Here is a 20,108-nt window from a genome sequence, read left to right as displayed (position 1 = left end):
CCCATCCGCACCCGCGTCCTGATCCACGACGGCTTCCGCTCAACCGGCGTCTCACTGTTGCGCACCTCAAGCCGCAACAACTTCCGCCCCTCCGGTGCAGCACTCACGATCTCCACCCTACGCCGAGGTTTTCCGGTGAACGGGACCCAATCCACCTCCGGTACGGCCGGGAGGGCTTGGGGTTCTCCCGGGAATTCAGCGCGGATCGGGAGTGACGCCGGTCAGCTCGGCGGTCAGTTCCCACAGGGCGGTCCCGGCTTCCGGATTCCGGGCCGGAGCGAGGGTGCGCACCTTTGCCGGACGGCCGCGGACGGCGAAAACCGGTCCGATGTAGTCGCCGCCTTCGACGTCCGGGGCGGTCGCGGCGTAGAGCTGCGGCAGCGCGCCGTGCTCGACGCGTTGGGCCAGCAGCATTCCGCCGAGCTCGCCGATTTCCCGGAGCGCGGTGCGGAGCACGGGATTCCGGTACGAGCTGGCCATGTTCGTGGTCAGGCCGGTCGCGCTGTAGCCGGGATGCGCGAGCACGCTGAGCACCGTGGAATCCGCCGCGCGGAGACGTCGGTCCAGTTCGATGCCGAAGGTTTGGTTCGACAGTTTCGCCTGGCCGTACGCGGCTGCCGCGCGGTACCGGCGGCGCTCGGCGTTCGGGTCGTCCAAGTGCAGGTGTGCACCGAGGGCGGCCACGCTGGACAGCGTGACGACGCGGCCCGCCGGTGCGCCGCGCAGGGCGGGCATCAGCAGCCACGTCAACGCGGCGTGCCCGAGGTGGTTCGTGCCGAATTGCAGCTCGAAACCGTCCGCGGTGCGGCCTTGTGCGGTGGCCATGACCCCGGCGTTGTTCATCAGCACGTCCAGCGCGTCGCCGGTGAGCTCGCGCACCTTCGCGGCGGCTTCGCGGACGGACGCCAGATCGGCGAGGTCCAGCCGGACGAGTTCGGGGTTGGCCCCGGAGGCCGCGGCGCGGACCCGGTCGAGCGCGGTTTCGCCGCGTTCGGGCGAGCGGCAGCCGAGCAGCACGCGAGCGCCGTGCGCGGCGAGGACTTCCGCCGAACGCAGGCCGAGGCCGGAATTCGCTCCGGTGATCAGGACGGTCCGGCCGCTCTGATCGGGGATCCGGGCCTCGGTCCAGCGTTCGTTCATCGGGTCAGCTAACTACACGTCACGCGCTCGGCGCGAGCAGGCGCATCAGATGCCCGACCGGGCCGCGCCTGCGCACCGGACCGGTGTCGCCGGCGCGCATCAGCGCGTCGAGCGTCCGCCCGACCTTGACGATCTCGTCGGCGGGCTCGTCCGGTTCGGCGAGGCCCGCGGTCAGCGCCAGCATGTGCAGTTCGGTGCGGTGCAGCGGTTCCAGCGCGGGGCAGCGCTCCAGCGCGCCGTCCAGTGCCGCACGAAGGTCTTCGTGGTCGCGCTGTGCCTGCCGCCACGCGCGGGTGACGGCATCGACCTGGTCGCCGGGAAGATCCGCCTCGTCGGGATCGGCGAACTCGGCGCGCAGGTAGCCGCTGAGCAACTGCGTCCACTTGTACTGCAGTGCCCGCAACAGGTTCTCTTCGGTGCCGAACTCTTCGGCGGCACCCGGGATTTCGGCCAGCGACAGCGGTGCTCGCGGTGCACGCCTCGCCTGGCGGACAGCGGCATCGAGGATCTCTCGCCGCCGGTAGAAGTCGGTCCAGCTCATGGTGTGGCTCCCCTTCCGTGACCCGGGTCATACTGCCGGTCTGCGGCATACTCCCGGTACGGACCTGACGCGGCCAACATACCACGGGTATGGTCCCTCGGGTCCCGGCGTAAGGTTGTGAGCGTGCCGACAATGAGGTCCCGACGACTCGACTACTCCGAGTCGACCCGATCCGCCCTGGTCGACAGCGCGGTCGAACTGTTCACGAAACGCGGATACGCGGGTACCTCGCTCGACGAGGTGGCCAAACGCGCCCGTGTCACGAAAGGCGCGCTGTACCACCATTTCAGCGGGAAGCAGGCGCTCTTCGAAGCCGCGTTCGAACAGGTCGAAAGCCTGGTCTACGACCGGCTGCAGAAGATCATGACCGGCGACGGCGCCCCGTGGGAGCGCGCGATGAGCGGGCTGCAGGCGTTCATCCGCAGCTGCCTCGACCCCTCCTACCAGCGGATCGCCATCCACGAGGGGCCGGTCGTGATGGGCTGGGAACGCTGGCGCGAGGCCGAGGAGCAGTCCAGTTTCGGACTCGTGCGGTCCGGGCTGCAGCTGCTCGTCGACGCGGGCGAGGTGGAGCCGGTCCCGGTCGATCTCACCGCGCGGCTGCTGTTCGGCGCGTTGTCGAGCGCGGCCACCGAGATCGCCGGGGCGGCGGACCCGAAGAAGGTCGGCGCCGAGATCGAGGACGTCATCACGCGGATGCTGTTCCGGCTGCGCCGCCCGGCGGGAGACGAGCAGCGACCCGCCGCGGGCTGATCGATCCGCCGTTAGGCTGGCGGACATGGACTTGAGGATCTTCACCGAACCCCAGCAGGGGGCGAGCTACGACGACCTGCTGCGGGTCGCGCGGACCACTGAGGCCGCGGGCTACGACGCCTTCTTCCGCAGCGACCACTACCTCAAGATGGGTGACGCGGACGGCCTTCCCGGGCCGACCGACGCGTGGATCACCCTCGCCGGCCTCGCCCGCGAGACCGAGCGGATCCGGCTCGGCACGCTCGTCACCGCGGCCACCTTCCGCTACCCGGGCCCGCTCGCGATCTCGGTCGCGCAGGTGGACCAGATGTCCGGCGGGCGCGTGGAATTCGGCATCGGCACCGGCTGGTACGACGACGAGCACACCGCCTACGGCCTCACTCTGCCGCCGCTCAAGGAGCGTTTCGACCGCTACGCCGAGCAGCTCGCGGTGATCACCGGCCTGTGGAAGACCCCGGCCGGGAAGACGTTCTCCTACTCCGGCGACTACTACACGCTCGCCGACTCGCCCGCGCTGCCGAAGCCCTCGCAGTCGCCCGCGCCGCCGGTGATCATCGGCGGGGGCGGCAAGAAGCGCACCCCGGCGCTGGCCGCGCAGTACGCCGACGAGTTCAACCTGCCGTTCGTGGACGCCGACACCGCGCTCGCGCAGTTCCAGCGCGTCGACGCGGCGGCGGAGGCGATCGGCCGCGACCCCCAGAAGATCCTGCGTTCGGTCGCGCTCGTGCTCGCGGCGGGCCGGGACGATGCGGAGGTCGCGCGCCGGGCGTCCGCGATCGGCCGGGAGACGGCCGAGCTGCGGGCCAACGGGCTGGCCGGGACCGCGGCGGAGCTCGTGGACCGGATCGGGCAGTGGCGGGAGAAGACCGGGATCACCCGGCTGTACCTGCAGGTGCTCGACCTCGCCGACCTCGACCACATCGAGTTCGTGGCGAGCGAGGTCGCACCTCAGCTGGACTGAAAGCGGTGAAGGTCTTCCTCGTGGGAATCAGCTTCCCGCGAGGAAGACCTTCACGGACCGCTGGATCAGTTCTGCAGGGCGAAGGTGACGCCGGGGGCCTTCGGGGCCTCCGGGCGCGGCAGCCAGCGGTCGTCGCTCACCGGCAGTTCGCCTTCGAGGGCGGCCAGCACCAGTTCCTTCGCCAGCGGCAGCACCTCGGCGACCGGGACGTCGCGCCGCAGCTCGTACGACAGCGAGGTGACGCCCGCGTCGCGGATGCCGCACGGCACGATGGTGTCGAACGCGGCCAGGTCGGCGTTGCAGTTCAGCTCGAATCCGTGCATCGTCACGCCGCGCTGGACGCGGATGCCGATCGCGGCGATCTTGCGTTCGATGCCGCGTTCGTCGGCGGGGATCCACACGCCGCTGCGGCCTTCGACGCGGCCGGTGCGCACGCCGAACCGGTCGCACACCGCGATCAGCGCCTCTTCCAGCCTGCGCACGTAGTGCATGACGTCGATCGGGTCGGCGAGCTTCAGGATCGGGTAGCCGACCAGCTGGCCGGGACCGTGCCAGGTGATCTTGCCGCCGCGGTCGACGTCGATCACCGGGGTGCCGTCGGCGGGCCGGTCCTCGGGTTCGGTGCGCTTGCCCGCGGTGTAGACCGACGGGTGCTCCAGCAGCAGCATGGTGTCCGGTCCGGTGTCGTCCGCGCGCGCGGCGAGGATCTCCCGCTGCAGGTCCCAGGCTTCGGTGTAGTCGATCGTCCCGACCTCGCGCACGACGAGGGGTTCGGCGGCGATGCGGCAGCTTGCGCTCGAAGAACTCACCCGTCGAGGCTACGCCTTTCGCGTACCGGAAAGGGGATCAGCCGCAGTGCGGTCGCTGACACCAGTCCCACGCCGAGCACCGCGAGCACGGCCCCGATCGTGTCGGTGACCCAGTGCACGCCGAGCACGATCCGGCAGGCCGCGGCCAGCACGGTCGCGGCGGCGGAAATCCAGATCGCCCATCGCGCGAACCGCGGCCGCAGCCAGGCGCAGAGCAGGACCACGACCAGGCTGGTCGTCGCCACGGAAACGACGTGGCCGCTGGGGTAGCTCAGATCCGGGTACACGCGGGGGCGTTGCCGCTGGAACACCGGCTTGAACGCCAGGCTGGTCAGCCGGCACAGCACAAGCACCAGGGCGAGCCGCACGCACAGCGAGAGCCGCGATCGGTCCCGCAGCACGATCGCGAGCAGCACCACGCCGAGCGCGTACGGCAGCACCGGGCCAAGGACGTTCGTCACCACGCCCGCGATCTGACCGGCCGGGCGAGCATCCTGTCCTCGCAAGGCCGTGGCGACCTCGACGTCGAGCTGCGGCGGCTGCCGGTCTACCAGGAACCCCAGCCAGAGAAACGCGGCGAACAGCACCACCCCGGTGACGATCCACCGGACGCGCGGCATCGTCACGTCGCCGCGTCGAGCGCGGTGTCGACGGTGCGGTGCCGGAATTCGTACCCGCTCGCTTCGAGCTTCCGCGGCACCGCGCGCTGCCCGTACAGCGCCATCTCTTCGGCGGCCTGGCCAAGAGCGATCTTCATCGCGATTTCCGGGACCCACCACGGGGAAGGCCGGTGCACGGCGTGCCCAAGGGCCTGGGTGAACTCGGCGTTGGTGACCGGGATCGGGCCGGTGAGATTGACCGGGCCGGACAGCGATTCGTGCTCCAGGATGTGCACGAGGGCACCGATTTCGTCGTCCAGCGCGATCCACGGCATGTACTGGCCGCCGTCGCCGAGCCGTCCGCCGAGCGCGAAGCGGAAGAGCGGACGCAGCACGTCGAGCAGGCCGCCTTTCCGGGCGAGGACGAGACCGGTGCGGATCGAGACGACCCGGGCCTCGGCCGCCGCTGCGGTGGCAGCCTCCCACTCGGTGCACATCTCGGCGAGAAAACCGTTGCCGGCCTTGGTGTTCTCATCGACCACAGTGGACCCGGCGTTGCCGTAGTAACCCACGGCGGAGGCGTTCACCAAGACGCCGATGCCGTGCTCCGCCACCGCTTCGGCGAGCACTTCGGTCGGCTCCACCCGGCTGTCGAGCAGCTGCTGTTTGCGCATTCCGCTCCAGCGGCCGGGCAACAGCGGGGCACCGCACAGGTTCACCACCGCGTCGATGCCGTCGAACGCGCCGTCGTCGATCCGTCCCGACGGCGGGTCCCAGCCGCGTTCGTCTTCCGCCCGCGCGGTGCGCCGCACCAGCCGGCGCACGTCGTGCCCGGATTCGCGCAGCCGTCCGGTCAATGCGGTGCCGATCAGACCGCCGGAGCCCGCGATAAGTACCCGCATGCCTCTGATCGTGTCCTATCGGCCCGGTTCGCGCACACCCGGGCGGAGCTGGCCGGCGACGTCGGCGGCGGCGGTCAGCAGCACCAGCGCGGGTATCGCGGCGGTCGGCCTGAGCCGGTAGCTGCCGCGGCGGTCCTGCTCGACGAGCCCGGCCGCGGTGAGCGCCTTGAGGTGGTGGTAGAGCCGTCCCGGCGAGCTGAGTTCGGCGGCTTCCCGCAGCGCGGCCCCGGTTTGCGCGCCGTCGCGGGCGAGCAGCCGGACGAGTGCGATCCGGTCGGTGTTCGCCAGCGCGGCGAGCACCTCGGCGCGCGGCCCGTCCGGCAGCGACAGGACCGCCGGGGTCGTGAGCCGGATTTCCCAGCGCAGCTCGGGATCGGTCAATTCACCCTGATAGCCCACGATTCCCGGCGGACCGTCCTGGACGGGTTCGGCGGGCCGCCCCTCCACTGCGGCCATCCGGCGTTCGAGCGCCGCGACACGCTCGGCGAGGTCTTCGGTCATGCGGGTCAGTGTCCCAGCGCACGCTCCAGTGCCGCGAAGGTGTCCGGGCGGTACAGCGCGTCGATGCACAGCTGCTGCAGCACTCCGCCGTACTGGAGATCCTCCGGCGTGGAGTTCTTCAGGAAGATCGTGCCGGTGCCCGGACGGCGGTCCGGCCAGAGCACGTCGAGTCCGAGAACGAGGAAGCCGGGCAGGTTTCCGCCCTTGTACAGCAGGGCTTTCGAACCCGACGGCTTATCTCTCGCGAGCGGCGCGGCGAGGATCTCCTGCGCGAGGACGGCCGCGCGGTCGCGGCTCGCGGCGATCTCGTGGTGCATCCCGGACAACTGCGCGGCGCTGCCCTGTCCGGTCGCCGCGGACCACGCCAGGATCGCCGCCACGGAGGGAGGTTTCCCGGCGGCGCGCGGGAGCACTTGGGCGCGGAACGACGGGTCGCGCGCGAACCGGTTCGACAGCGCGTCTCCCGCCGCGCGGCGGACCACGACCGGGCTGCGCGGCGGCGGGCAGTACTCCGGGAAATACAGCAGCAGAGTCTCGCCGCCGAACATCCGGACGTCCGGCATGCGCCAGCCGCCCCGGGCCGCGGCCTCCCGCAGTGCCCGGTCGCCGAGCCGGGCGCGCAGATAGTCGGCCGCGGAGTTGTCGCTGAAACAGATCATCGTTTCGGCGATGCTGTGCAGCGGCACGCATCGCTCCGGGTCCTTCGCGACGCCGTACTCGTCGCACGGGATTCCCAGGTAGGTCAGCGCCTTCAGGTGACTGCCCTGCCCGACCAGGCCGTCGCCGAGATACGGATGCCGGGCGTCCCAGTCGCCGACGCGCACCTGCTCGTCCGGATCGAGCCGTCCTCGCGCGACCGCTGTGGTGTAGGCGAGCAGATGCACCACCTTGATCGCGGACGCGATGGTGAGCGAGCGGTCCGCGAGATGGCTGAACCGGCGGCCGGTGCCGTCGGAGAAAACCGCTGACACGTCGTCGCGGTGTGCCGCGAGCCGGGCGAGCCAGCCTTCGGGGGTGGATTGGTCCGGGGGATCGGCCAGCGCGAGCGAGGGCGCGACGATCGTGGCGGCCCCCGCTGCGGCGACCGACGTGAGCAATCTGCGTCGGGTGAGCATGCCGGCGAGTTTACTCCGGTATTCCGGAATTCCGGATTAGCTGAAAGGGGGAAAGAGCGAAGGCCCCCGCACCCGAGCGGGTGCGAGGGCCTTCGCCGGGGAGTTGCCGGATCAGAGACCCAGCTCGTCCTCGAAGTTGCCCTCTTCCAGCCGCTGCTTGATCGTGGTCAGGAAGCGGCCGGCGTCCGCGCCGTCGACCAGGCGGTGGTCGTAGGTCAGCGGCAGGTACGCCATCGAGCGGACCGCGATGGTGTCGTTGCCGTCCGCGTCGCTCACCACGACCGGGCGCTTCACCACCGCGCCGGTGCCGAGCATGCCGGACTGCGGCTGCACGATGATCGGCGTGTCGAACAGGGCCCCGTTGGAGCCGATGTTCGTGACGGTGAAGGTGCCGCCGATCAGCTCGTCCGGCTTGATCTTGTTGGCCCGGGCCCGCGCCGCCAGGTCGGCGATGCGGTGCGCGAGACCGGCGAGGCTCAGCTCGCCCGCGTCGTGGATCACGACCGAGAGCAGGCCGCGCTCGGTGTCCACCGCGATGCCCAGGTGCACGGCGCCGTGGTAGGTGATCTCCTTCGTGTCCTCGTTGTAGGACGCGTTGACGTTCGGGTGCTGCTTGAGCGCCTCGACGGTCGCCTTGGCGAAGAACGGCAGGAACGTGAGGTTGACGCCCTCGCGCTCCTTGAACGCCGCCTTCGCGCGCTGGCGCAGCTTGGCGATCTTGGTGACGTCCACCTCGTGCACCTGCGTGAGCTGCGCGGAAACCTGCAGCGACTCGCGGGTCTTGGTGGCGGTGATCTGCCGGATCCGGCTCGCCTTCTGCACGGTGCCGCGCAGGGCGGCGACCTCCGGCGGGACCGCGGCGGCGCGTGGCGCGGACGCAGCGGCGGCCGGGGCAGCGGCAGTGGTGTCCTTGGCGGCCGGGGCCGCCTTCTGCTTGGCCTCGGCGGCGGCGAGCACGTCCTGCTTGCGGATGCGGCCGCCGACTCCGCTGCCGGTCAGCGACGCGAGGTCGATGCCGTGCTCGGAGGCGAGCTTGCGCACCAGCGGCGTGACGTACGGGCCATCCGAAGACTCTGCCGGCTCCGCCGGGGCCTTCGCGGCCGGAGCGGGCTTGCTCTCCTGCGCCGGAGCCGGAGCGGCAGGCGCGGGGGCCGGAGCCGCCGGGGCCGCCGGGGCCGGGGCGGGCTTGCTTTCCTGGACCGGAGCCGGGGCAGGCTCGGGCTCCGGAGCGGGCGCGGGCTTGCTCTCCTGAGCCGGGGCGGCGCTCGCGTCGCCGATGACCGCGAGCACTCCGCCGACCTCGACGGTCTCGTCCTCGCCCGCGCGGATCTCCAGCACGGTGCCGGCGACCGGCGACGGGACCTCGGTGTCGACCTTGTCGGTGGAGATCTCAAGCAACGGCTCGTCGACCTCGACCGACTCGCCGACCTGCTTCAGCCAGCGGGTGACGGTGCCCTCGGTGACGCTCTCGCCCAGCTCGGGCAGCTTCACCTCGGTGCCCGAACCGCCCGCGGCCGGAGCGGTGTCCGGCTGCGACGGAGCGGACTCGGCGGGGGCGGCCGCGGCAGGGGCTTCCTGCTGCTGCGGGGCGGGCTCGGGCTCCGGCTCCGGCTCGGCCTGCTGGGCCGGGGCGGAGGACTCGGGCACGCCGCCGGTGCCGTCGTCGATCACCGCCAGCTCGCCGCCGACCTCGACGGTGTCGTCTTCCTTGGCGCTGATCTTCACGACCGTGCCTGCCACCGGCGACGGCACTTCGGTGTCGACCTTGTCGGTCGAGATCTCGAGCAACGGCTCGTCGACCTCGACGGTGTCGCCCTCCTGCTTCAACCACCGGGTGACGGTTCCCTCGGTGACGCTCTCGCCGAGCTCCGGCAGCGTGACGGAGTAGGCCATTGTTCGCTGGCTCCCTTGATCGCTAAGACGTGGTCTGGATTGTGCTGGTTGCGCGTCAGCTGTGCACGTGCAGCGGCTTGCCCGCGAGGGCGAGGAACGCTTCGCCGAGTGCCTCGGTCTGCGTGGGGTGCGCGTGGATCAGCGGGGCGACGTCCTCCGGGAACGCCTCCCAGCTGTAGATCAGCTGCGCTTCGCCGATCAGCTCGCCGACCCGGTCGCCCACCATGTGCACGCCGACGACGGGGCCGTCGGGGGCCTTCACCAGCTTCACGCCGCCGGAGGTCTTGAGGATCTGGCTCTTGCCGTTGCCGCCGAGGTCGTAGGTGAACGTGGTGACGTCCGACCCGTACTTCTCCTTGGCCTGTGCCTCGGTGAGCCCGACGGAAGCGACCTCGGGGTGCGAGTAGGTGACGCGCGGGATGCCGCGCTCGTCGATGACGCGCGGGTTCAGGCCGGCGATCTCCTCGGCCACGAAGATGCCCTGCTGGAAGCCGCGGTGCGCGAGCTGAAGGCCCGGCACGATGTCGCCGACCGCGTAGACATTCGGCAGGTTGGTGCGCAGCCGGTCGTCGGTGAGCACGAAGCCGCGGTCGATCTGGACGCCCGCCTCCTCGTAGCCGTGCCCGGCCGAGTTCGGGCCGCGGCCGACGGCGACCAGCAGCAGGTCGGCCTCCAGCGTTTCGCCGGACTCCAGCGACACGCTGACGCCGTTGTCGTCCTGCTTCGCGCCGGTGAACTTCACGCCGGTCTTGAAGCCGATCTTGCGGCGGCGGAACGCGCGTTCAAGCTGCTTGGAGGCGTACTCGTCCTCGTTCGGGACCAGCCGCGGGAGCGCCTCGACCACGGTGACGTCGACCCCGAAGGAGGCCCACACGCTGGCGAACTCCACGCCGATCACGCCGCCGCCGAGCACGACGACCTTCTTCGGCACGTAGTCCAGCGTCAGCGCCTGCTCGCTCGCGATGATGCGGCCGCCGAGTTCGAGGCCGGGCAGGCTGCGCGAGTACGAACCGGTGGCGAGGATGACGTTCTTGCCGGTGTAGCGGGTGCCCTCGACCTCGACGGTGGTGCCGCCGACGAACCGGCCGGTGCCCTCGACGAGGTTCACCTTGTGCGCCTTGGCCAGGCCCTGGAGGCCCTTGTACAGCCGGGAGACGATCCCGTCCTTGTACTTGTTCACCCCCGCGATGTCGATGCCTTCGAACACGGCCTTGACGCCGAAGGTCTCGGCGTCGCGGGCCTCGTCGGCGACCTCGGCGGCGTGCAGCAGGGCCTTGGTCGGGATGCAGCCCCGGTGGAGGCAGGTCCCGCCCAGCTTGTCCTTCTCGATCAGCGTGACGGAAAGGCCCAGCTCGGCCGCGCGGAAGGCCGCGGCGTAGCCGCCCGATCCGCCTCCCAGGATCACGAGGTCGGCGGAGGTGTCGCTCACTTCAATAACTCCTCGGCAGCGATAGGGGTGGAGCTTCGGTCGCCGCGGCACCCGGTATAAACGCGCGCGCGACAACAGCCATCTTGTCACTACGCCGATCGGCGTTGCGACCTAGCCGGGCCAAGGCGGTGCTGCGACACCGGCCACACACGAACCCGGGAATAATGAAGTCCGGACTCTCGCCGGAAGAAAGGGGGTCGAAGTGGGGATCTTCGACTCGTTGCGCCGCCGCGGCAGACGCGGCGCGGCCGCTGGAGCAGGCCGCTCCGGAGGCTCGGCCGACACCCGCTACCTGGAAGAATGGGCCGCCGCGCGCCGCGGGGTGGAGGCGTACGTCGAGCCGCCGACCACGGTGACCGACACCACTGTGGTGCTTGTCGCGCACGACGGCGAATGGACCCGCCGCCGCATCGGAAGCTTCGACGCCGCGCAGCGGTTCGGCCACAAGCACACGATTCCGGTGTACGAGGCCGCGCGCGTCGGTTACCCGAAGCGCATGCGCGAATACACCGAACGGCAGAAGCGCCGCCCGGGCAGCTGAGCCGGGCGCTGGCTCTCGGTAGCCGCCGGGTTGTTGCCGGGGGTGCTGATTCCATCGGTCTCGGCGTTGCGCGCGCCGGCTTGCGGCCCGGGTGCGGGTCGTGAGGGGAACCCTGAGGGAATCAGCGGCTGTGAAGGTGGCCCTCACGGACTTCAGCGGGCGGGTGGGCTGAGTCAGGCGCTTGCTTCCAGCAGTCGGTGGTGGTGTTCCAGCAGCGCGCGGAACGAGTCGTGCGCGGTGCTGCCGTACGTGAGGTCCACTTCGACCGCTCGCCAGCCGTCGCCGGTGTGGGCGAGCAGGACGGTCGCGGGGTCGGAGACGATCACGACCGTTCCGTCGGCGCGCAGTTCGCGGGCGGGCAGCAGGCGCGGGAACACCACGTCCGCGGGTAACCCGTCCGCGAGCGCCAGGAACTCGCGGTAGTCGTCGGGAAGGCGGAAGCCGAGGCGTTGTTCGGCGGCGGCCAGGTCGGCGGGCGACGCCGGGGCGGGGGCGCGTTGCCCGCGCAGCCGGAGGATCGCCGAGACCAGTTCCGGAAGGCTGGCCGGGCTGGTCGGATGGCGTTCGCGCAGTGCGGCGATCAGCGCCCCCGCGCACTGGTCCGGCCACTCCGTGCCGAGTCCGAGCGGGTCCGCGCCGCCGACCAGCCGGGCGGCGAGCGGGCGGGTGGCGGCGAGCGTCGCGACGTCCGGGTCGGGGTGGCTTTCGACGAGTGCGGCCCACGCGCCGAGGTCGGCGGCGGCCAGTGCGTCGCGCACCGGATCCGGCCGCTCCGGGGCGATCGCGGAGACCACGCCCGCGATTGGCGAACCGTCGAAAAGACCGTCCAAATCGGACGCTCGGCGGGCGAGAAATGCTTGGTGGGCTTGTTCTTCCGCGTCCAGGTCGAGCGGAACGAGCGCGTCTGCCCATTGTGGACGGTCGCCGCGCGCCTCGAAGAGCATCGCCCAGGCGCGGGCGCGCACCGCGTCGTCGGCGAGCACGGACGCCGGGCGTCCGGTCGCCGCGTGCCATTGCGTGACAAGGCGATCCGCGGCGTCGGCCGCGCCCGCGGTCGCGAGGAGGAGTGCGGCGTGGCCGATCCGGCGGTCAGCGGCGGCCTCGTCGGCGGTGAGCACGTCGCGGACGGCGGTCTCGAGGTAGTCGTCGCGCTGCATGTTCGCGAGCGTGCCACACGGCCGCGGACCCGACGGAGGCCCCGCGCCGGCGTGGTGCGGGGCCTCCGTCGAACGCGGGAATCAGCCCTGGTCGGCGATGTCCGCCAGCACCGCGGCGATGGTGCGGACCGGGATGCCGGTGCCGCCCTTGCCGGTGTAGCCCCACGGGCCGCCGGAGTTGAAGGCCGGGCCCGCGACGTCCAGGTGCGCCCACGGCAGGTCCGCCGGCACGAACTCGCGCAGGAACACGCCCGCCACCAGCATGCCCGCCCAGCGCTGGCCGGTGACGTTCGCGATGTCGGCCAGGCGCGAGTCCAGGTCGGCGCGCAGTTCGCCGGGAAGCGGCATGGCCCAGCCGCCCTCGCCGGTGGCCTGCATGATGCCGGCGACGCGGTCGCGGAACTCGTCCGAGCCCATCACGCCGGAGATCCGGTTGCCCAGCGCGACCACCTGCGCGCCGGTCAGCGTGGCGGTCTCGATCAGGTAGTCCGGGTTCTCCTCGGCCGCGCGCACGATCGCGTCGGCCAGCACGAGCCGTCCTTCGGCGTCGGTGTTGAGCACCTCGACGGTCTTGCCGCCGTACATGGTCAGCACGTCGCCGGGCCGGTAGGAGGTGGCCGAGGGCAGGTTCTCCGCCAGCGGGATGTGCGCGGTGACCTCGAGCGGGTACTTCAGCTTCGCGGCCAGCACGACCGACGCGAGCACGGCGGCCGCGCCCGACATGTCGGAGGTCATGTGGTCCATGTTCGCGGCCGGCTTGAGCGAGATGCCGCCCGAGTCGAAGGTGATGCCCTTGCCGACCAGCGCGACCTTCTTGCGCGCCTTCGCCGGCTTCCAGCTGACCCGCAGCAGGCGCGGCGGCCGCGACGAACCGCCGCCGACGCCGAGGATGCCGCCGAAGCCCTTGCGCTTGAGGACCTTCTCGTCGAGCACCTCGAACTCGAGGCCGTTCGCGTCGGCGAGCTTCTTCGCGCGGTCGGCGAAGGACGCCGGGAACAGGTCGTTCGGCGGGGTGTTGATCAGGTCGCGGGCGATGATCACCGATTCGGCGATGAACCCGGCCGCCTTCAGCGTGGCCTTGTGCTCGCGCGCGGTGCCCTCGGCCGGGCTGACCAGGTCGGCCTTCGCCAGCGGGCCCTCGCCCTTCTCCGAGCGGTACTCGGTGAAGACGTACGCGCCCAGCGCGATGCCTTCGGTGGCGGCGTGCAGGTCGAGCGCCGACAGCGTGACGAACGCCCGCTCGGTGCCGTTCAGCGCGCGGGCCGCGGCTCCGGCCGCGCGGCGCACCTGCTCGGCGGTGATTTCGCCGTCCTTCGATGTGCCGAGGCCGACCGCCAGCACGACGCCCGCGGGCAGCTTGCCCAGCGTCGGCAGCTTCACGATTTCCTCGGCCTTGCCGGTCGCGCCGAGCGTGCCGAGCACCTCGGCGAGCTTGCCGTCGAACGCCGCGTCGGCGACCTCCGCGCCCGCGGCGAGCTCGAGGCCGTCCGCGCCCTGGAGAGTGCCGATCACGACGACGTCGGCGCGGGTCTTGCCCAATGCCGCACCCGTGTTCTCGGAGAGGGCAAGCTTCGGCACGGTCACTTCTGACTCCTCGCGACGTCGCGGTGGCGCCGGGCGATCTGCCCGGTCGATCGTGAGCCATGCTAATGACAAAGCCATCCGGACGGGGGAAGGGGGATCGCGGTGCGGCTCGCGGGAGCACTCCTGGTGACGCTGGCGGCCGGCGCCGCCGGGGCCGGATACTGGGTTCTCGCCGGGGTTGTGCTCGCCGCGCTGGCCGCGGCCTGCGGCTCCCGGCTGCCCGCGCTCGGCGGCGATCCGGCCGGCCGGATCGCCGGCGGATTATCCCGGCTGGCCCAGATCGTCGTGCTCGCGCAGGCGTTCGGCGCGTACGTCTTCCCGGCGCAGCCCGGGTATGCCGCCGCTGCGCTCGTGGTGTTCGTCGCGGCGGCGGATTTCGCCGGGCTGCGGCTGCCGGATCTGCTGGTCACCTGGGTGCTGGGCGTGCTGCTGGCCGCCGCGGCGGTGCTCGTGGCGATGTGCCTGGCGGTCGCTCCGGTGTCGCAAACGGGCGGAATCGGGACACCGCCCGCGGCCGGGATCGTCGTCGCGGCGCTGTTCCTGCTGCCGTTCCTCCTTCCGGAACCGGGGGAGCGCGGCACCGGACGCGCGTTGGTTCTGAGCCTCGTCGCGGTGGCGGTCACAGCGGTGACGCTGCTGCAGCTGGGTCCGGTCCGGCTCGGATTGTCCGGGACCGCGATGCGGGATCTGCTGTCCGCCGCGGACGCCGGGCAGCTCCAGCCGTTGCTCACGGTGATCGCAGTGCTGGCGACTCTTCCCGCCGTATTCACGACTTTCGTCGGTGCGCGACAGCGGTTCGCGCCGTCCGGCGGGGCTCCGGTCGCGGTGGCCGCACTGCTGGCAGCGGCCGCCGCGGCGTTCGTTCCGCTGTCGGCGGCGCTGCTCGCGGCGGGGCTCGGCGCCGTCGCGGAACTGCTGCTGCGGGTACGGATCCGCCGCTACCGTGGCGTCCATGACTGAGCACCGCTGGGCGCCGGGACAGACAGTCGTCGAACGTTTCGTCCGCCCGGACGGCAGCATCGGCCAGCATCATCCGCTGCGTGTGATTTCCGACGACGGCGAGACGCTGCTCGGCTGGCTCCCGCTCGGCACGCCGATCGTCGGCAGCAGGCTCGCGGACGGCCGGTCTCTGCGGGAAGCGCCGCTGGAACAACGGTTTCGCGAGCCGCGCGTACGCGTGCCGGAGGTCTGGCACGGCACCTCGACGCTGCGGCTGATCCCCGACCGGGCGTGGTCGTCGGTGTGGTGGTTTTTCGAGGCGGACGGCCGGTTCCGCGACTGGTACGTGAACCTCGAAGTGCCGCGCGGGCGCACCGGAACCGGCCCGGACCGGATCGACGGCATCCTCGACCTGGTCGTGACGCCGGGCGCGGGCTGGAAGTGGAAGGACGAGGACGAAGCGGAGGCGGCCGTCGAGGCAGGCCGGTTGACCACCGCTGAACTCGGCAAGCTGCGCGCGGAGGGCGAACGGCTCGCCGGGCTGGCCGAGCGGGGCGCGTACCCGTTCGACGGCACGCACACCGATTTCCGCCCGGACCCGGACTGGCCCGCTCCGGCGCTGCCCACCGGGCTGTGCTGACTCACTGCGGGTTTCGCAGCGGCGCGGTGCACGGCGGGTTCGCGGTCCGGCCAGTGTCAGCGAGAACGGGAGGAGCCGCGCGGCCGCTACCGCGAAAACCTTACTGGGCCAGCAGGACCAGCACCCCGAACAGCACGATGTTGACGACGAGCAGGATCACCACGGATTTGGTCGGCAGGTTCCTGGTGATCACCTTGCCGTGCAGGTTCTTCCACCAGTAGATGCCGAATCCGGCGACGACGAGGCCGAGGAAGAAGCCGAACCCGCTCGAAAGCAGGCCCCAGCCGACCATCCCGAGCAGTCCCGCGCCGAAGGTCAGCAGGGCCGCGGCGCCGAAGGTCTTGACATCGGGCCCGGCCCCGGGCCCGGCTTGGCGTGCTGGTTGAGTGCTCACGCCGTCCATCGTAGTGGGGTGACGCCGCGAGCGCGGGACAGCGCGGCGAGTAAGACCACAGGACTTCCGACTAACGTGCTTCCGACCAAGCGCTATCGTCTACGCATGACCACAGCGACGCAGTTCACCCACGTTCCGAACCCGAGCCCCGCGAGTCCTGAACGCGTCGCCGAGGTACTTGCCAAGCCGGGGTTCGGCACGCATTTCACCGACCACATGGTCACCGTGCGCTACAGCACCGAGAAGGGCTGGCACGACGCCAAGGTCGGGCCGTACGAACCGTTCTCCCTCGACCCGGCCACGTCCGTGCTGCACTACGGGCAGGCGATCTTCGAGGGCCTCAAGGCCTACCGCCAGCCGGACGGCACGATCGCCGCGTTCCGGCCGGAGGCCAACGCGCAGCGGTTCCGCGAATCCGCCGAGCGGCTCGCGATGCCGCAGCTGCCGGTGGAGACCTTCGTCGACTCGCTGCGCGAGCTGATCGCCGTCGACGAGCGCTGGGTGCCGACCCGCGAGGGCGATTCCCTGTACCTGCGCCCGTTCATGATCTCCACCTCGGCCGGTCTGGGCGTGAACAGCCCGGCCGACGAGTATGTCTTCGCGGTGATCGCCTCGCCGGCCGGCTCGTACTTCAGCGGCGGCGTGAAGCCGGTCAGCGTGTGGCTGTCCACTGAGTACGTGCGCGCGGCCCCGGGCGGCACTGGCGCGGCGAAGTGCGCGGGCAACTACGCGGCGTCCTTCGTGGCGCAGGCGCAGGCCGTCGAGAAGGGCTGCGACCAGGTGGTGTGGCTGGACGCGGTCGAGCGCCGCTGGGTCGAGGAAATGGGCGGGATGAACCTGTTCTTCGTCTTCGGCTCGGGCGACGACGTCCGCGTGGTCACCCCGGAGCTGACCGGTTCGCTGCTGCCGGGCGTCACCCGCAAGTCGTTGCTGCAGCTGGCGAAGGACGCCGGGCACAAGGTCGAGGAGCGCCGGATCTCCACCGACGAATGGGAGAAGGCGGCCGCCTCGGGCGAGCTGACCGAGGTGTTCGCGTGCGGCACGGCGGCGGTCATCACGCCGGTCGGCCACGTGAAGCACGGCGGCGGCGAGTTCTCGATCTCCGGCGGGCAGCCGGGCCCGGTCACCATGGCCCTGCGCGAGCAGCTCGTCGGCATCCAGGAAGGCACCCGCCCGGCCCCGTCCGGCTGGATGACCCCGCTCACCTGACGCGCTAGCTGTCCGTGCGGGGAACCCTGAAGGACTCTGCTTCCCGCAGGGTTCCCCGCACGGCTTTCAGGACGACAGCGGGCCGGAGACGCCGGACTGCTCGTGGGTGGTCATTTCGGCGAGCACGCGGGCGGCCATCATCAGCAGCGGCAGCGCGGTGACCGCGCCGGTGCCTTCGCCGAGCCGGACGTCGAGGTCGAGCAGCGCGCCGAGGTCGAGGTGCTCCAACGCGAGCGCGTGCGCGGGTTCGCCGGTCAGCTGCCCGGACATCCACCAGCGGCGCGCGCCGGGTGCGAGTTCTTCGGCGACGAGCGCGGCGGAGCAGACCACGAGCCCGTCGAGCACCACCGGCGTGCGGCGAACCGCCGCCTGCGCGAGAAAGCCCGTCATCGCGGCGATATCGGCCCCCGAGGACGTCCGCAGCAGCGCGAGCGGGTCGGCCAGCACCGCGCGGGCCCGGCGCAGCGCGTCGCGGACCGCGGCGGCCTTGCGCATCCAGGTGTTGTCGTCGATGCCCGAACCCCGGCCGACCACGGCGACCGGTTCGCTGCCGGTCAGCGCCGCGACCAGCACCGATGCCGGGGTGCTGTTGCCGATCCCCAGGTCGCCGGCGATCAGCAGGTCCGCGCCGCCGTCGACCTCCGCGTCGGCGATCTTCCGGCCGGCGTCCACCGCGGCGCGCACCTCGGCGTCGGTGAGCGCGTCCTCGACGTCGATCGAGCCGGAACCGCGGCGCACCTTGAACTCGCCGATCGACCGCATCGCGGATTCCTCGGTGTCCACGGCCATGTCGACCACGCGCACGCCCGCGCCCGCCGCCGCGGCGAGCACGTTGATCGCCGCGCCGCCGGTCAGCATGGTGCCGACGAGCTGCGACGTGACCTCCCGCGGATACGCCGAGACGCCCTTCTTCGCGATGCCGTGATCGCCGGCGAACACGACGACGCGCGGGCGGGTGAACGGCCGCGGCGGCGCCTGGCCCTGGCACGAGGCGATCCAGACGCCCAGCTCTTCCAGCCTGCCGAGCGAGCCGGCCGGTTTGACGAGCTTGTCGTGCAGCGCGATCGCGCCCGACCGGGCCTGGTCGCTCGGCGGTTCGATCTCGCCGAACTCGATGCCCGTTTCCCCGGTGTCCACAGCCAGGTTTCCTTTCGCCGCTGGGCGTCCCGGCGCCCAACCTACCGCCGCGAGGGCAGGGCCCTTAGGGTCGGTCGGCGTGCGGGAATCGACGGCGGCCGGGGTCGTGCTGGCCAGTGGTGCGGGGACCCGGGTCGGGGCCGCGCTGAACAAGGTTTACCTGCCGGTCGCGGGCAGGCGGGTGGTGGCGTGGTCGCTGGACGCGTTCGCCGCCGCGCGCGGGATCGGCGTGCTGGTGCTGGTGATCCGGCCTGAGGACGCGCCGCTGGCCGAGGAAGTGCTCGCCGAACTGTCCGTCCCGGTGGAGATCGTGCCCGGCGGCCCGGCGCGGCAAGCCTCCGAGCTGAACGCGCTGCGCCATCTCGCGCCGCGGATCGCTGACGGGACAGTGGATTCCGTGCTGCTGCACGACGGGGCCCGGCCGTTGGTGACGCCGGAGCTGATCTCCGCGGTGCTGGAACGGACCAGGGAAGACGGGGGAGCGGTGCCGGGCCTGGCCGCGGACGACGTGGTCGCGATGGCCGGGCCGGACACGGTGGCCGGGCCGCTGCCGGGCGCGATCCGGGTGCAGACCCCGCAGGGCTTCCGGGCGCGACCGCTGCTCGCGGCCTACGAGCAGGCCGCCGCGGAAGGGTTTCTGGGCACCGACACGGCTTCGTGCATGGAGCGGTTCTCCGCGCTGCCGGTGCGGTGGGTGCCCGGCAGCGCGGAGAACGTGAAGATCACCTATCCGCACGACCTCGCGGTGGCGGAGCGGTTTCTGCTGCGGCCTTCTTCGTAGCCGCCGCAGTGCTCACGGACTTTCGCCGGGGCGAACCCGGCCGCGGTGATCAGGGGGAAACGGTGAGCGCCGGGTCGGCGACCACGACGTCGCCCAGCGCCTCGTCGATCGCCGTGAGCAGCTCCGGCTCCAGCTTGACGCCCGCCGCCTTGACGTTGTCGTAGACCTGCTCCGGCCGCGAGGCCCCGATGATCGCCGACGCGACGTTCGGGTTCTGCAGCACCCACGCGACGGCCAGCTGCGCCATCGACAGCCCGGCTTCGGCCGCCAGCGGCTCCAGTTTCGCGACCGCGGCGAGGGTCTTCTCGTCGAGGAAACGCTTCACCATGTTCGCGCCGCCGTTCTCGTCGGTCGCGCGCGAACCGGCGGGCAGCGGCTGGCCCACCTTGTACTTGCCGGTCAGCACGCCCTGCGCCACCGGCGACCAGACGATCTGGCTCAGGCCCTCGCGCTCGGAAGCGGGCACGACCTGCGATTCGATGACGCGCCACAGCATCGAGTACTGCGGCTGGTTCGACACGAACGGGATCTTCAGCTCGCGGGCGAGCGCCGCGCCGCGGGAGATCTGCTCCGCGTTCCACTCCGAGACGCCGATGTAGAGCGCCTTGCCCTGGCGGACCAGGTCGGCGAACGCCTGCATCGTCTCTTCCAGCGGCACCGTGCGGTCGAACCGGTGCGCCTGGTAGAGGTCGACATAGTCGGTGCCGAGCCGCTTGAGCGACGCGTTGGCCGACTCGATGATGTGCTTGCGGGAGAGACCCTTGTCGTTGGGGCCCTTCGGACCGGTCGGCCAGAAGACCTTGGTGAAGATCTCCAGGCTCTCCCGGCGCTGCCCCTTGAGCCCGCGCCCGAGCACCGACTCCGCGGCGGTGTTGGCGTAGACGTCAGCCGTGTCGAAGGTCGTGATGCCCGCGTCGAGTGCCGCCTTGATGCAGGCTTGTGCCTGGTCCTCCTCGACCTGGGACCCGTGGGTCAGCCAGTTGCCGTAGGAGATCTCACTGATGTTGAGGCCGCTGCGGCCGAGACGTCGAAACTCCATGCCGACAGCGTAAACGTTTCGTTCGCGTGGCTAACGACCTGTGT

General features: G+C 71.4%; 21 protein-coding genes and 1 pseudogene. 7 read left to right on the top strand and 15 right to left on the bottom strand.

Going from position 1 to position 20,108, the window contains the following annotated elements; genetic code table 11:
- The 3 genes and pseudogenes from BM362_RS46570 to BM362_RS35070 all read right to left on the bottom strand — a co-directional run.
- Positions 1 to 107 (bottom strand): annotated as a pseudogene (locus BM362_RS46570) (lipoyl synthase); the annotation flags it as partial.
- Positions 108 to 195: 88 nt separating this feature from the next.
- Positions 196 to 1,140 carry an oxidoreductase gene (locus BM362_RS35075; RefSeq protein ID WP_093576076.1) on the bottom strand — a complete coding sequence of 315 codons (945 nt, stop codon included), beginning with the start codon at positions 1,138 to 1,140 and terminating at the stop codon, positions 196 to 198.
- Between the two features lie 19 nt (positions 1,141 to 1,159).
- On the bottom strand, positions 1,160 to 1,681 hold the full coding sequence (locus tag BM362_RS35070; RefSeq protein WP_093576075.1) for a hypothetical protein: 522 nt from the start codon (positions 1,679 to 1,681) through the stop codon (positions 1,160 to 1,162).
- Between the two features lie 132 nt (positions 1,682 to 1,813).
- On the opposite strand from BM362_RS35070, the gene BM362_RS35065 reads away from it, so the two are divergent.
- Both BM362_RS35065 and BM362_RS35060 read left to right on the top strand, forming a co-directional pair.
- Positions 1,814 to 2,434 carry a TetR/AcrR family transcriptional regulator gene (locus BM362_RS35065; protein WP_067578000.1) on the top strand — a complete coding sequence of 207 codons (621 nt, stop codon included), beginning with the start codon at positions 1,814 to 1,816 and terminating at the stop codon, positions 2,432 to 2,434.
- Between the two features lie 25 nt (positions 2,435 to 2,459).
- Positions 2,460 to 3,395, top strand: a complete 936-nt coding sequence (locus BM362_RS35060; protein ID WP_093576074.1) for an LLM class F420-dependent oxidoreductase — start codon at positions 2,460 to 2,462, stop codon at positions 3,393 to 3,395.
- 65 nt (positions 3,396 to 3,460) lie between these two features.
- On the opposite strand, the gene lipB is transcribed toward BM362_RS35060, so the two are convergent.
- The 7 genes from lipB to lpdA all read right to left on the bottom strand — a co-directional run bounded on the left by lipB (position 3,461) and on the right by lpdA (position 10,643).
- Complete coding sequence (lipB, locus tag BM362_RS35055) at positions 3,461 to 4,204, bottom strand: lipoyl(octanoyl) transferase LipB (protein WP_067577996.1); 744 nt, start codon at positions 4,202 to 4,204, stop codon at positions 3,461 to 3,463.
- Entirely contained in the window at positions 4,201 to 4,830 is a 630-nt protein-coding gene (locus BM362_RS35050; RefSeq protein ID WP_067577994.1) for a phosphatase PAP2 family protein, read from the bottom strand. The genes lipB and BM362_RS35050 overlap by 4 nt, the downstream gene beginning before the upstream one ends.
- Positions 4,827 to 5,705: a TIGR01777 family oxidoreductase gene (locus BM362_RS35045; RefSeq protein ID WP_067577992.1), complete on the bottom strand. Its 879-nt coding sequence runs from the start codon at positions 5,703 to 5,705 to the stop codon at positions 4,827 to 4,829. Before BM362_RS35045 ends, BM362_RS35050 begins: the two co-directional genes overlap by 4 nt.
- A gap of 15 nt (positions 5,706 to 5,720) precedes the next feature.
- Positions 5,721 to 6,206 (bottom strand): ArsR/SmtB family transcription factor, encoded by a 486-nt coding sequence (locus tag BM362_RS35040; protein WP_067577990.1) that lies wholly within the window; start codon positions 6,204 to 6,206, stop codon positions 5,721 to 5,723.
- Positions 6,207 to 6,211: 5 nt separating this feature from the next.
- Complete coding sequence (locus BM362_RS35035; protein WP_093576072.1) at positions 6,212 to 7,321, bottom strand: serine hydrolase; 1,110 nt, start codon at positions 7,319 to 7,321, stop codon at positions 6,212 to 6,214.
- A gap of 111 nt (positions 7,322 to 7,432) precedes the next feature.
- Complete coding sequence (gene sucB / locus BM362_RS35030) at positions 7,433 to 9,214, bottom strand: 2-oxoglutarate dehydrogenase, E2 component, dihydrolipoamide succinyltransferase (RefSeq protein ID WP_093576071.1); 1,782 nt, start codon at positions 9,212 to 9,214, stop codon at positions 7,433 to 7,435.
- Positions 9,215 to 9,269: 55 nt separating this feature from the next.
- Complete coding sequence (gene lpdA, locus BM362_RS35025; RefSeq protein WP_093576070.1) at positions 9,270 to 10,643, bottom strand: dihydrolipoyl dehydrogenase; 1,374 nt, start codon at positions 10,641 to 10,643, stop codon at positions 9,270 to 9,272.
- Positions 10,644 to 10,845: 202 nt separating this feature from the next.
- Here lpdA and BM362_RS35020 point away from each other — a divergent pair, with 202 nt between their 5' ends.
- The gene (locus BM362_RS35020) at positions 10,846 to 11,184 is read left to right on the top strand and encodes an oxidoreductase (RefSeq protein ID WP_067577982.1); all 339 of its coding nucleotides are present in this window, start codon (positions 10,846 to 10,848) and stop codon (positions 11,182 to 11,184) included.
- Positions 11,185 to 11,357: 173 nt separating this feature from the next.
- Here BM362_RS35020 and BM362_RS35015 read toward each other — a convergent pair whose 3' ends face one another.
- Both BM362_RS35015 and BM362_RS35010 read right to left on the bottom strand, forming a co-directional pair.
- Positions 11,358 to 12,341, bottom strand: a complete 984-nt coding sequence (locus BM362_RS35015; RefSeq protein ID WP_093576069.1) for an SMI1/KNR4 family protein — start codon at positions 12,339 to 12,341, stop codon at positions 11,358 to 11,360.
- Between the two features lie 81 nt (positions 12,342 to 12,422).
- Positions 12,423 to 13,925 (bottom strand): leucyl aminopeptidase, encoded by a 1,503-nt coding sequence (locus BM362_RS35010; RefSeq protein ID WP_067577978.1) that lies wholly within the window; start codon positions 13,923 to 13,925, stop codon positions 12,423 to 12,425.
- 102 nt (positions 13,926 to 14,027) lie between these two features.
- Between BM362_RS35010 and BM362_RS35005 the strand changes: the two genes are divergently transcribed.
- Together BM362_RS35005 and BM362_RS35000 are read left to right on the top strand one after the other, a co-directional pair.
- Complete coding sequence (locus BM362_RS35005; protein WP_093576068.1) at positions 14,028 to 14,885, top strand: sulfatase; 858 nt, start codon at positions 14,028 to 14,030, stop codon at positions 14,883 to 14,885.
- Positions 14,878 to 15,504 (top strand): ribonuclease FAU-1 family protein, encoded by a 627-nt coding sequence (locus tag BM362_RS35000; protein ID WP_067578183.1) that lies wholly within the window; start codon positions 14,878 to 14,880, stop codon positions 15,502 to 15,504. Before BM362_RS35005 ends, BM362_RS35000 begins: the two co-directional genes overlap by 8 nt.
- 100 nt (positions 15,505 to 15,604) lie before the next feature.
- Here the strand turns inward: BM362_RS35000 and BM362_RS34995 are convergent, their stop codons facing one another.
- Positions 15,605 to 15,907 carry a hypothetical protein gene (locus tag BM362_RS34995; RefSeq protein WP_067577974.1) on the bottom strand — a complete coding sequence of 101 codons (303 nt, stop codon included), beginning with the start codon at positions 15,905 to 15,907 and terminating at the stop codon, positions 15,605 to 15,607.
- 96 nt (positions 15,908 to 16,003) lie between these two features.
- Here BM362_RS34995 and BM362_RS34990 point away from each other — a divergent pair, with 96 nt between their 5' ends.
- Positions 16,004 to 17,107 carry a branched-chain amino acid aminotransferase gene (locus BM362_RS34990; protein ID WP_093576067.1) on the top strand — a complete coding sequence of 368 codons (1,104 nt, stop codon included), beginning with the start codon at positions 16,004 to 16,006 and terminating at the stop codon, positions 17,105 to 17,107.
- 66 nt (positions 17,108 to 17,173) lie between these two features.
- Here BM362_RS34990 and cobT read toward each other — a convergent pair whose 3' ends face one another.
- Complete coding sequence (cobT, locus tag BM362_RS34985) at positions 17,174 to 18,244, bottom strand: nicotinate-nucleotide--dimethylbenzimidazole phosphoribosyltransferase (RefSeq protein WP_093576066.1); 1,071 nt, start codon at positions 18,242 to 18,244, stop codon at positions 17,174 to 17,176.
- Positions 18,245 to 18,323: 79 nt separating this feature from the next.
- On the opposite strand from cobT, the gene BM362_RS34980 reads away from it, so the two are divergent.
- Positions 18,324 to 19,025: an IspD/TarI family cytidylyltransferase gene (locus tag BM362_RS34980; protein ID WP_067577969.1), complete on the top strand. Its 702-nt coding sequence runs from the start codon at positions 18,324 to 18,326 to the stop codon at positions 19,023 to 19,025.
- Between the two features lie 49 nt (positions 19,026 to 19,074).
- Here BM362_RS34980 and BM362_RS34975 read toward each other — a convergent pair whose 3' ends face one another.
- Complete coding sequence (locus tag BM362_RS34975; RefSeq protein ID WP_067577968.1) at positions 19,075 to 20,064, bottom strand: aldo/keto reductase family protein; 990 nt, start codon at positions 20,062 to 20,064, stop codon at positions 19,075 to 19,077.
- Positions 20,065 to 20,108 lie beyond the last annotated feature (44 nt).

Origin of the sequence: Amycolatopsis rubida, assembly GCF_900115345.1 — a bacterium.
In the GTDB taxonomy this organism is placed as follows: Bacteria; Actinomycetota; Actinomycetes; order Mycobacteriales; family Pseudonocardiaceae; genus Amycolatopsis; species Amycolatopsis rubida.
This window is presented reverse-complemented; position numbering and strand designations above follow the sequence as displayed.